The sequence below is a fragment of the Thalassospira indica genome (genome assembly GCF_003403095.1).
Taxonomy (GTDB): domain Bacteria; phylum Pseudomonadota; class Alphaproteobacteria; order Rhodospirillales; family Thalassospiraceae; genus Thalassospira; species Thalassospira indica.
The window spans coordinates 1,145,974-1,158,791 of record NZ_CP031555.1; the positions used below are offsets into that span (position 1 = coordinate 1,145,974).

Sequence of the window (12,818 nt, forward strand, 5' to 3'; positions counted from 1 at the left end):
TAGTTTTATTGTCGCCGTGATGCGTCGCGAGGCGGTCGCGTGGTACGGCCGAAATTCCAGCCAAAAAGCAGATTTTTCAGCGTTTTCAGTTACGGCATCCAAGCACAAGATTGCATTCTTGACCGGATTATATTATTGCCAGCAACTTGCCTCGCTGTAATATTGTTTCAATCGGGGTAAGTTTCGCGCACAGAATCGAGGAATAAATGCAACGGGTCAAACTCGACAAGATCGACCGCAGAATTTTGCGCGATCTGCAGGAAGATGGCCGCATGACCAATGTGGAACTTGCACGCCGTGCAGGTATTTCAGCGCCCCCCTGTTTGCGTCGTGTGCGCGCACTCGAGGAAACCGGTTTCATTCAGGGCTATCATGCCGATGTGGATGCGCAGGCGCTGGGCTACAACGTGACTGTGTTTGCAATGGTCGGGCTTGCCAGCCAGGCAGAACATGATCTGCGTGCGTTTGAAGCCCGTGCGGCCGCTTGGCCAGAAGTCCGCGAATGCCACATGGTGGCGGGTGAAATGGACTTCCTGCTTAAAATCGTCTCGCACAGCTGGGATGAGTATCAAAAGTTCCTGACCACCGAACTGACAGTTGCCGAAAACGTCAATCACGTCAAATCGGCACTTTCGATTCGCACCGCGAAAAACATGCCCGGTGTGCCGATCGATATTGAGGTCGAAGACTGATTTCCGTTTGGGATAGTTTGTGTTTGTCATTTTGATACAGAAACAGGGGAGGTCTTTTGACCTCCCCTGTTTTGCATCAGGACTGGCTTTGTATGTCGGTAGGATTCGAGGTTTCCTGCGCGGTAGCCTCGGCCTTTGAATTGGCTTCTAATGGTTTCTCTGGTGATGTGATTGGCCTTGCGGCTTCCTCGCACAGAGCTGAGATGTAAACACTAATGTTCAAGTCTTGGCACTGTTTCAAACTGTCGAGGGTTTCGGTTGCGCGGCCTGCGCGGGCCAGAAGCGAAATTCGTTCTGGGAAGTAAATGCCCGCAGTGATTTGTTCAGGAAATTTGAGCAAAGCATCATGCCATGTTTGAAGGGCATTATCCCACTGGCCCTGCTCAGCATATTCATCCCGCAAAAGTTTGAATATCTCTATCCCAGCTTGGGGGTCTTTGCGGGCAAGCTCCAGATTTAGCAATGCCTTGGCATCTTGTCCTTGCTCTTTGCGGGCAAGATATAGAATGCGTCGGGCAACCGGGTCTGTGTCTTCGCGACCATCGAGCGACTTGAGTGCAAGTTCTTGTGCTTCGTCTAACTCACCGCGTTCGGCGAGAATGCGAGCACGTTCGCCATACACCGACTTTTTAATGGCCGAGAAACCTGGACCTTCCCAAACAACTTTTTGCAAGGATGTAGTATCAGCCGCAGGTGGGAAATCGCCATCCAGATATTCACGTTGAATATAGAGTTTTGTCTCCAGAAGGCGTTCGGCCGCTGGTGCATGGTCGTCGCCTATTCCATCCAGCATTCTAGAAAGATCCTTGCCGACATTTGATAAACCGACATTCAGAACATCCGAAAGATTGGTATATTCGCCCAGCTGCTTCTTGCTTTTTTCGATTTCTTGTTCGCGAGCAATTTTCTCGGCTTGGACACGCTGATGCTCACTATCAAGGCGCTCCAATACGGTCGTCATTCGTTCCCAGTCATATCCCGCGCGATATAGTAAATCGACGGCGAGAAGATCAGCCTCATCCTCTTGATGACGCTTCCATCCCGGATACAGGATGCTGTTGTTAATGCGATACATCCCAAACCCGGAAACCATCAGAGCCTTTGCCGCATTTTGGGTGGCGGGGCTGTCTGAGTTTCCCCCGAGCCATCCGGCAGCAAACTGAGTGGCGACAATGAATGATTTGTCTTCGATCGCCTGTTGGTCGTCGGAGTTATGATGTTGAAACAGGGCATGGGCTAGTTCATGTGCAACAACCGCTGCGACTTCATCTTCGTCATCAGCATTAAGTAGAACGGATGTGTTCAGCCGTAGAATGCCATTGGGGCTCATGGAGGCGCGGTAATTGTCGCTTCTGATGATTGCGACTGAAATCTCGGGCTTTTCATAGGGCCATTCTTCAAGCAGGCGGGAAACGATTGAATAAACGTAGGATGTAAGTGCCTGGGCACCTTCACCACTCAATTCTTGAATGCTGTTAAATTGGAGTTCGCGAAGTTCCAGATCACGTGCAGACAATTCTTTCAGCGCTTCTGCGCGTTCTGTTTCCGTCCGATTTTTGACATTAAAGCCTATTTCCTGACCGTCTTGTTCGACGTTGAACTGGTCTAGAAGTGTTGTGAATGGGCTAACTTCGACGGGTTTGGTGACTCGTTTTTCTGCTGTTTCTATCAGTTTTCCATCAAAGGTATTGTAGGTTCCACCGGAGACCTGTGCCTGTATGGCCTTCATTGTCTGGCAACCCGAAAGTGCGGTTGCAGCAATCATTGCAGCGACGATGAACCTAGATCCGCTTGGAGCCATTGGTCCCTGCACAAAGCGCGTGAGATTGACGGGAAGTTGCATCATTTGATCCCCCGTCCCGAGTGGCTCTTTTCGTCAGCTGCGCGGCCGGTTTTAGCTTCGAGGATGGAAATGTTGGTCGGGGCAAGATCAGCACTATGATTGACCTGCACAGACATTGACCTGACCCACAAGTTGTCCTCAATTTTATAGAGCTTTCCGCCCCGTGCAGTCTCAAGCACATCGACGGGAAGCGGTAATGTATCGATCTGCTTTTGTCCTACGGCCCTGGCATTGTCGTCATAGACAGTGATTTTCCCATCCGTAGAAATGTAGTTGATAATTTGCAGTTGGGCTTGGTCTTCTGCACGGGCTGGAGGAACTGAAATGATTACTGTTGCCAGATAAAAGATGCACATCATTGTCCACAAAAACTTCTGAGACATTGTGGGACCCTCCAAACTGATTTTATTTCTGACGGTTAAAAAGACGCTACTCATGAACATATCCATCTGCGTTGGGACGTTGCATGGTTGTACTGTAGCAAAATGCGATATATGCCCAGCCAAGCCCGATCAGGCCGATCCAATTGATCGGTGACCATCGAAGAATGAAGAAGGTCGCTGCGATCAGAGCGAAGAAGAAAGCAACGCAGCCCAGAGCCATCAACGCAAACCTGACATAGCTTCGCTTGGAGTCCGGCTTTGAATTGCTGCTAGCTATGGCGTTGCTTGCCAGCCGCCAGCGGAGCAATGTCAGAACAAGCAGTCCGGCGATTTCAATCGCATCAGTTCCGTCAGCTTCCCAGAACAAAACGGGGGCGGCATGTTGCAGATCCGATCCAAGTACAAGTGCATTATCGAGTGCCATTGCGTGTGCCATGACGCCGGGAACTGTTCCCTGAACCGGGGAGATGACTGTGTCACGCACTCCAGCAACATCCAGTCCAATCAAGACCACCTTATTGTTCAGGAAGTCTTCCAGAATCTTACGAGAAGCATTTGCTTGTTCTGCTTTGTCAGCCGTTGCTACATGACTTGCCTGTTGCGCACGCACGATCAGGTCAAAGGCCGACATGTGCGGATGGTAAATACAGTTCTCGGAGATATCGGGACGTAGTCGTTCGGAGAACGCACCAATAAAATAGCTGGCACTGCGCAGCAGTTTTTCAATGAACTTGTCAGAGGGGGGGACGCAATCGCTGCCTTCGCCATCGAAGCTTGCCGGATAAAGTCGTTGATTTATCGGTGCGGTGGCTTCACCCCACCTGATCGAGATCGCATCTGGAATTGTTTTGGTAATCTGCTGTACGTTGCTGAGCGTTGCGTCCGGACATGGTCCGTCTAACTCGCTTCCGTTGCTATCCAAGCTGCAGACTGCCTTGAGAAGCTCAGCAGCTGGTGAGAGCAAGGTACGACCGTTGCACATAGTGTACATCGGGTAATCGTTTCCATACCCAGAAAACCTGAAAAATGGCAGATCGGTTACTGCATCACCGATCTGCGGCAGAACGCTGATGCTTTCAGAGAAGCATTCGGCGGTTCCCGCGTGTATCGACGCTGCACCCATTGCAAAGACGGGTGTATCCTTAAAGTCACGAATAGCACGGATGTTATCGGCGAAGAATTCCAAGTCGTCTTCTTGCCCGCGCGGATCAAGAAAAAGCAGGTCAAAGAAAACTGCCTTTGGCGCATAAGTCGCAACAGATGACAGCAATGTATCATACTGATCAAATGATGGAGGCCAATCGAAAAACTCGGTGTCGAGTGATGCGTCATCAATCAGAATGACTGCGATGTTGTCACGCGCAGTATCAGGGTAGAAAGGTGAGGTTACTTGATAAAAGACATCTTTGGACCGCTCATCAGTGGAATTTGAAAAGCCGAATGGGTCCACGAACATGATCGCGATCAGGATCAGTAGATCCGGCATTGATCGAAACAGTGCGTAGAAGGGTCGTAGCGGCTCTGAAAGGTGCCGTTTCAACGCAGCAATAATAAACAAATGTAGGCCCCGATTTTGTTCACAAAGTGTGAACAGTCTCCCCAGACTTCTCTTCAGAGATGAGTTCTGCTTGAGAAATCTTATCTTAGGGCTACATTAATTAGATCAAAGTGCAATTTAAAGAAAAATTGAATGAAAGTGTTTCAATTTTTGTGTGTGTTTGTGGGGGACTACTTATCGGGCTTGCCTCGTTGAGGTGTCGCCGTTGCAGGTAATCAGACATAAAAAAAACGGCCCGCGGTTTAAGCGGGCCGTTTTGAGCAATCTGATATTCCCTGTTACGAGAAATCGACCTTCAAAATCTCATAGCTTTTGGTGCCGCCGGGCACGGTGACTTCGACAGAGTCACCGACCGACTTGCCGATCAGCGCACGGCCGATTGGCGACGTGGTCGAGATGCGACCAGCGTTGATATCGGCTTCGATCGGGCCAACCACCTGATAGGTGGTTTCCTCGTCGGTGTCTTCGTCAACGAGCTGAACCTTGGCGCCGAATTTCACGACATCACCCGCAAGGGATTTGATATCGATAACTTCGGAGCGGCTGAGCACGTCTTCGAGCTCGGCAATACGACCTTCGCAGAAACTTTGGCGTTCGCGTGCAGCATGGTATTCGGCATTTTCCGAAAGATCGCCATGCTCGCGGGCATCCGCGATGGCCTTGATGATTTCAAGACGTTCGACGGACTTGCGATGCTTCAGTTCTTCTTCGAGACGCTGATGCCCCTGGGGGGTCATTGGTACTTTTTCCATCGCGCTCACAGCCTATTCTTATTAGCGGTCGATACTACAAAATCAACCGCCCGGCATCCCGCCGGGCGGTCTGAATTCTTCCGTCAGGTTCAGATTAAGAACCTTAGTACTTGTCCCCAAGATATTCCTGAACGGGACGGACTTCAAGTGCGCCGCGTTTCAGGTTGTCGATGGCGCGCAAGGTTGCGCGGGCACCGGCGACAGTGGTGTAGTACGGGATGTCATCGGTAAGCGCAGTACGGCGGATCGAGAAACTGTCGACCACGGCCTGCTTGCTTTCGGTGGTGTTGAACACCAGCTTGATATCGCCGTTCTTCATCATGTCCACGATATGGGGACGTCCTTCCTGTACCTTATTGACCGGGGTGACGTCCAGCCCTTCTTTTTCAAGAGCTTCTGCAGTGCCATGGGTCGCAACGATGCCAAAGCCAAGCGCAATGGCGTCGCGCGCCAGTTGAACAGCGGCCGGTTTGTCATAGTTTTTGACCGAGATGAAGATCTTCCCTTCAAGCGGAAGCGTATGGCCTGCTGCCATCTGTGCCTTGGCAAAGGCGCGACCGAAATCGGTGTCCAGACCCATGACTTCGCCGGTCGAACGCATTTCCGGACCAAGCAAGGTATCAACGCCCGGGAAGCGGTTGAACGGAAGGACCGCTTCCTTGACTGCGATATGCTTGAACGGACCATGATCGATTTCAAAGTCACCAAGCTTTTCGCCGGCCATGATACGGGCTCCGATCTTGGCAATCGGGTTGCCGGTTGCCTTGGCCACGAACGGCACCGTACGCGAGGCACGCGGGTTCACTTCGATCAGATAGATGATGTCATCCTTGATCGCGAACTGAACGTTCATCAGGCCAATAACGTCAAGTGCCTTGGCGAGCTGAACGGTCTGTTCCTTAAGGCGTTCGATCATCGCTTCATCAAGCGAGTAGGGCGGCAGGGAGCAGGCCGAATCCCCGGAATGGATACCGGCTTCTTCGATATGCTGCATGATGCCTGCGACAAAGACGTTCTCGCCATCAGATACGGCGTCGGCGTCAATTTCGATCGCGTCTTGGAGGAAGCTGTCGATCAGAACCGGGCTTTTGCCTGATACAGAAACTGCTTCATGCATGTAGCGCAGAAGGTCTTCGGTGGTGTGAACGATTTCCATCGCACGGCCACCCAGAACGTAGCTTGGGCGGATGACGATCGGGTATCCGATGCCCTCGGCGATTTTGACGGCTTCGTCGACGGAACGGGCAATACCGTTTGCCGGCTGACGCAGGCCAAGCTTGTTGATCAGGGCCTGGAACCGGTCGCGGTCTTCGGCGAGATCAATGCTGTCGGGGCTGGTGCCGAGGATCGGAACGCCTGCCTTTTCAAGGGCCGCAGAAAGTTTCAGCGGGGTCTGGCCACCATACTGAACAATCACGCCAAGCAGTTCGCCGTTGCTTTGTTCAAGCTGGCAAAGCTCGATCACGTCTTCGGCGGTCAGCGGTTCGAAATACAGACGGTCGGAGGTGTCATAGTCGGTTGAAACCGTTTCCGGGTTGCAGTTGACCATGATCGCTTCGATACCTGCTTCGCGCAGCGCATAGGCCGCATGTACACAGCAATAATCAAACTCGATGCCCTGACCGATACGGTTCGGGCCACCACCAAGAATGATGACTTTCTTGCGGTCGGTGACTTCTGCCTCGTTTTCCGGCTCAACGAAACCGTCGCCTTCATACATGGAATACATGTACGAGGTGCGCGACGGGAATTCGGCCGCACAGGTATCAATGCGCTTGTAAACCGGGCGCAGGCCAAGGGCGTGACGATCCGCACGAACAGCGTCTTCGTCCTTGCCGGCCAGTTCGGCAAGACGAGCGTCCGAGAAGCCGAGCTTTTTCAGACGCAGCAATTCCTGCTTGTCGGTCGGAATGCCGTTTGCGCGAACTTTTTCTTCCTCGGCCACCAGCATTTCAATCTGCTTGAGGTACCAGGGGTCAAACTTGGTCGCACCCTGAATTTCCTTAAGCGTCAGGCCGTGACGGAAGGCCTGGGCAGCGTAAAGGATACGGAACGGGATCGGCTGGGTCAGCTTGGCGCGAATGGCGGCCTTGTCCGGCGCACCTTCGATTTTGACTTCATTGAGGCCGGTAAGCCCGGTCTCCATCGACCGCAGACCTTTCTGCAGGCTTTCGGCAAAGCAGCCACCGATGGACATCGCTTCGCCGACCGACTTCATGGCAGTGCCCAGAAGCGGCTTGGCGCCCGGGAATTTTTCAAAGGTGAAGCGCGGGATCTTGGTGACGACATAGTCGATGGTCGGCTCGAACGAGGCCGGGGTGACGCCGGTGATGTCGTTATCGAGCTCATCCAGGGTATACCCAACCGCAAGCTTGGCGGCGATCTTGGCAATCGGGAAGCCGGTTGCCTTGGATGCCAGTGCGGAAGAACGAGACACACGCGGGTTCATTTCAATCACGATCAGGCGACCGTCATCCGGGTTGACCGCGAACTGAACGTTCGAGCCGCCGGTATCCACACCAATCTCGCGCAGAACCGCCAGAGAGGCGTCGCGCATGATCTGGTATTCTTTATCGGTCAGGGTCAGCGCCGGGGCGACAGTGATTGAGTCGCCGGTATGGATGCCCATTGGATCGACGTTTTCGATCGAGCAGATGATGATGCAGTTATCCGCATTGTCGCGGACGACTTCCATTTCATACTCTTTCCAGCCGAGAATGGATTCTTCGATCAGGACTTCGTGGGTCGGTGAGATCGCCAGACCATTGCGCACTATCTGTTCGAACTCTTCACGGTTGTAAGCGATACCGCCGCCTTCGCCGCCAAGGGTGAAGCTTGGACGGATGATCGCCGGAAGGCCGGTGACTTCAAGTGCCTTGACCGCATCCTCAAAGGTGCGAACCATGGCCGAGCGCGCGCTTTCAAGGCCGATCTTGTCCATGGCTTCGCGGAACAGCTGGCGGTCTTCGGCCTTTTCGATGACGTGCTTTTTCGCACCGATCATCTCGACACCGTATTTTTCAAGCGTGCCGTCGTTAAACAGGGCGAGTGCGGTGTTCAGGGCCGTCTGACCACCCATGGTCGGCAGGATCGCGTCCGGGCGTTCCTTTTCGATGATCTTGGCGACCATGGCCGGTTTGATCGGCTCGATATAGGTCGCATCGGCCAGGTTCGGGTCGGTCATGATGGTCGCCGGGTTCGAGTTGACCAGAATGACGCGGTAGCCTTCTTCCTTAAGGGCCTTGCAGGCCTGGGCACCGGAATAGTCAAACTCGCAAGCCTGACCAATAACAATCGGGCCGGCACCGATGATGAGGATTGATTTGATATCTGTACGTTTCGGCATGTCGTTTTCCGCTTTTCGCAAGGGCAGGCGCGCGTGCAGCACCGCCTCGTTTAAGTCCGTTAATCGCGTAATCTCGGGCGTGTCCTGATCCGGGGATCAGGCTTTGGCGTCCTCGATCAGACCAACGAAACGTTTGAACAGGTAGTGGCTGTCATGCGGCCCCGGCGATGCTTCGGGGTGGTACTGAACAGCGAAGACCGGCTTGTCTTTCAGGCGCAGACCGGCAAGGGATCCGTCAAACAACGAGAAGTGCGTTGCTTCGACGTTTGCAGGCAGGCTGTCCTTGTCGACGACAAAGCCATGGTTTTGGGATGTGATTTCAACAACACCCGTGGTCGTGTCCTTGACCGGGTGGTTCGCACCACGATGGCCGACATCCATTTTCATGGTTTTCGCACCAAGCGCCAGCGCCATCATCTGATGACCCAGGCAAATGCCAAATACCGGCTTGCCGCTGTCGATCAGGGTCTTGATGGTTGGAACTGCGTATTCGCCAGTTGCGGCCGGATCGCCCGGACCGTTTGACAGGAAGATGCCATCCGGGTTCATCGCAAGGATCTCATCGGCCGAGGTGGTGGCCGGAACAACCGAGACCTTGCAATCAAGGCTTGCGAGATTGCGCAGGATGTTGCGCTTTACACCGTAATCGATGGCAACAACGTGGTGCTTGGCATTGCCAACCTTACCGTATCCGCCTTCGCGGGTCCAAAGGGCTTCGTCCCAGTCGTAACCGGTAGTGCAGCTATTGTCCTTGGCAAGGTCCATGCCTTCGAGACCCGGCCAGTCATTGGCCTTGGCGATCAGGGCTTCGATATCAAAACTGCCATCTTCGCTGTGGCAGATCACACCATTTGGCGCGCCTTCGGTCCGGATGCGTTTGGTCAGGCGGCGGGTGTCTACGCCGGCGATTCCGATCCGGCCATGTTCAGCCAGCCAGTCATTGAAATGTTTCTGGGCGCGGTAGTTTGACGGCTCGGTAATGTCCTGGCGCAGGATGCAGCCAAGGGCGACCGGTTTGGCGTTTTCGATATCTTCGTCGTTGGTGCCGACATTGCCGATATGGGGGAAGGTAAAGGTGATCATCTGACCGGCATAGGAAGGGTCGGTCATGATTTCCTGATAGCCCGTGATCGACGTGTTGAAGCAGACTTCACCAACGACCTCTCCTCGGGCCCCGACGCCGCGTCCCCAAAAAACTGAACCATCTGCGAGAACCAGAACGGCAGAAGCACCAGGGGGCGGGGTGTGCGTGGGCGCTGACATTGGCAAATGTCCTTTCGATCTTTCCACGGTGAAACACGGAGTCTTTTTATATATAATAATTCTGCGCAGGCCGACAAAAACGGCTGCTGTTAACCTGCATACCGGCCATGCAGACGTGCCAAGTGGTTTCCAGCAAGGTATGCCAACAGCGCAAAAGCGTCAGCAAGGGGGTGCGGAAAGCGGGGCAAAGCGTGATCCCGGCAGGCAAATTGGCGGATGTCTACGGGAGTCGCCATGGCATGTCAAGGACGCATCTAAACTTTTATTTTTGCAATAAAATCAATAACTTGCGCGTTAACGTTTTCTTTGCGTCAAATGCCGTTTTGCGGTATGTTCGCTCCTTTCTTCCACAGAATCAGAGATGAGCCATGCTGCGATCGCAGCTTAACGACGCTTTGAAAAAGGCCGTCCTTGCCAAGGATGCCTGCTCCGTAACCACCGTGCGCCTTATTCTGGCGGCACTGAAAGAACGCGATATCGCCGCACGGAGCGACGGCAACACCGATGGCATTTCAGATGATGAAATCATCAATCTGCTTCAGGCGATGGTAAAACAGCGCCGCGAAAGCATTGAAATGTACACCAAGGGCAATCGCCCGGAACTGGCCGAACAGGAAGCCTCCGAGATCGAGGTCATCGAAAAGTTCCTGCCGGCCCAGCTGTCCGATGAAGAAATCGAAGACGCCGTGCGTGGCACTGTTTCGGAAATCGGTGCGACCTGCCTTAAGGATATGGGCCGCACCATGGCAGCCCTGCGTGAAAAATACAGCGGCACAATGGATTTCGGCAAAGCCGGTGGTGTCGCCAAAAAACTGTTGGGTTAATCGCAACAGGACTATGTCATTTGAAAGCCGGGCGTGTAAAATCGTCCGGCTTTCGTCGTCCCGGGACCGGACAATAATCACATCAATCAGGTCGACCGGGGCAGGGACCAATCAACAGAGTTGCGGCACACTGCTGTGACATTACGGGAACGGGGCACACATGAGCTTTCCCCAGTCGTTTCTAGACGACCTGCGGGCGCGGGTGGGACTGGCGGACGTCGTCGGTACATCGGTGAAGCTGATCAAACGCGGCCGGGAATATTCCGGGCTGTGCCCGTTCCATTCTGAAAAATCCCCGTCCTTCACGGTTAATGAGCAAAAGGGTTTCTATCACTGCTTTGGCTGTGGCGCGCATGGCGATGTCATCAGCTTTGTGATGAATACCCGTGGCCTGACCTTTGTCGAGGCGGTCGAAGTGCTGGCCAATCAGGTCGGCATGGACGTCCCCAAACCATCGCGCGAAGCTCAGGAACGCGAGCAGAAAGCCAAAACCCTTTACGAAGTCATGGAGGCGGCCTGTGCGTTTTTCGAACGCATGTTGCGGATGCCCGAAGGCAAAGAGGGGCTGGATTACTTCCGTCAGCGCGGGCTGGATGACAAGACGATTTCCGATTTCCGGCTGGGCTATGCCCCGGATAATCGCGGCGCGCTGAAAGCAGCGCTTAAGCGCGAAGAGATCGATGAAAAACTGATGATCGAGGCCGGGCTTCTGATTGACCCCGAAGAGGGCGGTCGCCAAAGCTATGACCGGTTCCGTGGGCGCGTAATGTTCCCGATCCTGGATCGCCGCGGGCGGGTGGTTGCCTTTGGCGGACGCGTCATGGGTGATGGCAAACCAAAATACCTCAATAGCCCGGATACCCCGCTGTTTCACAAGGGGCGGCTATTGTACGGCCTGCCGCAGGCCCGCGAAGCATCGCGTCAGGATGCGCCGATCATCGTCACCGAAGGCTACATGGATGTGATCGCCCTGCATCGCGCCGGTTTTCGCGGGGCCGTGGCGCCGCTGGGGACGGCGGTGACCGAAGAACAGATTGGCGAACTCTGGAAAATGACCAATGAGCCGATACTGTGTCTGGATGGGGATGATGCGGGCAAGCGCGCGGCAGTACGTGCAGCTGAGCGTGCGCTTCCGATCCTGCGTCCGGGCAAGTCGTTACTGTTTTCGATCCTGCCCGAGGGCGAAGACCCGGACAGTCTGATGGCAGCCCCGGACGGCTTTAACAGTTTCCGCAAAATCATCGAACATGCCGTGCCGTTGGCCGAACTGGTTTGGCGCATGGATGTTGGCGCACACAAGATCGATACACCCGAACGCCGTGCCGCGCTTGAAGCGACGATTAATCAGCGGGTTTCGGTGATTGCTGATGAGGCGGTTCGATCGCAATATAATGCGGTGTTCCGTGATCGTATCTGGAAACTGTTCAAGGGCGACCGGGGCGGAAAAGCGGCAAATCGGTCGGGAAATTCGGGCGGTTTCCAAAATAAAAAATCTGGATGGGGTGGCAAACGCGGAAAAAATGACCATTTCTGGGGTCCGGCCGGTAAAGCGGTTCCGGGCATGTCGCGACCACCCATGCAAAAGAAGCGTGACCTGCAGGACTCCATTCTTTTGCTGACATTGATCAACCATCCTGCCTTGCATGATGAGATCGGTGAACAGTTGGGAATCTATAGTTGTGCAGACTCCGCGCTTGACAATCTTCGTCGGGCCGTCTTAAAGCTGCTTGACGATGATCCTGGACTTGATTGCGAAACGATCAAGGCCCAATTGGAGCGCGACGGGCTGTCAGAGACAGTTTTGCGGGTGGTTAGTGCCGATGTTATTGCGCACGCTGCTTTCGCCAAGCCCGAAACGCCGCTCGAACGGGCCCTGACGGGTTGGAAACAGGTTTTTTCCATGGCTGTAAGCTCCCTGGAGGACGAAGAGGCAAAATACGCCGTCCGACAGTTGGCAGCTGATACCAGCGAGGAGGAATGGGAAAGATTTTCTCATAGACGGGAAGATCTGGCCCGACGCCGGGAGAAAGTGTTTAAGCTCGACGACTGATCATTGATCATTTGTATGGTCTGGGTCAGCGATCGGGCTATTTGTGATTTGCGCTGAAAGACACGGCGCTTGGGACAACAACGGTACGAACGTACCCAGCGGGAAAC

9 protein-coding genes are annotated in these 12,818 nt (G+C 53.9%); 3 read left to right on the forward strand and 6 right to left on the reverse strand.

Annotated elements, in window-relative coordinates; all coding sequences use genetic code 11:
- Nucleotides 1–206 precede the first annotated feature (206 nt).
- Nucleotides 207–692: an Lrp/AsnC family transcriptional regulator gene (locus DY252_RS05465; protein ID WP_008889517.1), complete on the forward strand. Its 486-nt coding sequence runs from the start codon at nucleotides 207–209 to the stop codon at nucleotides 690–692.
- 76 nt (nucleotides 693–768) lie between these two features.
- Here the strand turns inward: DY252_RS05465 and DY252_RS05470 are convergent, their stop codons facing one another.
- The 6 genes from DY252_RS05470 to carA form a co-directional block, all read right to left on the reverse strand.
- Nucleotides 769–2,538, reverse strand: a complete 1,770-nt coding sequence (locus DY252_RS05470; RefSeq protein ID WP_082923321.1) for a M48 family metallopeptidase — start codon at nucleotides 2,536–2,538, stop codon at nucleotides 769–771.
- On the reverse strand, nucleotides 2,535–2,972 hold the full coding sequence (locus DY252_RS05475) for a hypothetical protein (RefSeq protein WP_064787340.1): 438 nt from the start codon (nucleotides 2,970–2,972) through the stop codon (nucleotides 2,535–2,537). Before DY252_RS05475 ends, DY252_RS05470 begins: the two co-directional genes overlap by 4 nt.
- A complete protein-coding gene (locus tag DY252_RS05480; protein WP_129542683.1) occupies nucleotides 2,965–4,476 on the reverse strand; it encodes a CHASE2 domain-containing protein in 1,512 nt (503 codons plus the stop codon). The genes DY252_RS05475 and DY252_RS05480 overlap by 8 nt, the downstream gene beginning before the upstream one ends.
- Nucleotides 4,477–4,754: 278 nt before the next feature.
- Nucleotides 4,755–5,228, reverse strand: a complete 474-nt coding sequence (gene greA / locus DY252_RS05485; protein ID WP_008889520.1) for a transcription elongation factor GreA — start codon at nucleotides 5,226–5,228, stop codon at nucleotides 4,755–4,757.
- 103 nt (nucleotides 5,229–5,331) lie between these two features.
- Nucleotides 5,332–8,574 (reverse strand): carbamoyl-phosphate synthase large subunit, encoded by a 3,243-nt coding sequence (gene carB / locus DY252_RS05490; RefSeq protein ID WP_064787338.1) that lies wholly within the window; start codon nucleotides 8,572–8,574, stop codon nucleotides 5,332–5,334.
- Nucleotides 8,575–8,670: 96 nt separating this feature from the next.
- A complete protein-coding gene (gene carA / locus DY252_RS05495; RefSeq protein WP_064787337.1) occupies nucleotides 8,671–9,837 on the reverse strand; it encodes a glutamine-hydrolyzing carbamoyl-phosphate synthase small subunit in 1,167 nt (388 codons plus the stop codon).
- Nucleotides 9,838–10,205: 368 nt separating this feature from the next.
- On the opposite strand from carA, the gene DY252_RS05500 reads away from it, so the two are divergent.
- Together DY252_RS05500 and dnaG are read left to right on the forward strand one after the other, a co-directional pair.
- Nucleotides 10,206–10,661, forward strand: coding sequence for a GatB/YqeY domain-containing protein (locus tag DY252_RS05500; RefSeq protein WP_008889523.1), 456 nt, complete (start codon nucleotides 10,206–10,208; stop codon nucleotides 10,659–10,661).
- A gap of 160 nt (nucleotides 10,662–10,821) precedes the next feature.
- Nucleotides 10,822–12,711, forward strand: coding sequence for a DNA primase (gene dnaG / locus DY252_RS05505; RefSeq protein WP_064787336.1), 1,890 nt, complete (start codon nucleotides 10,822–10,824; stop codon nucleotides 12,709–12,711).
- Nucleotides 12,712–12,818: the final 107 nt, after the last annotated feature.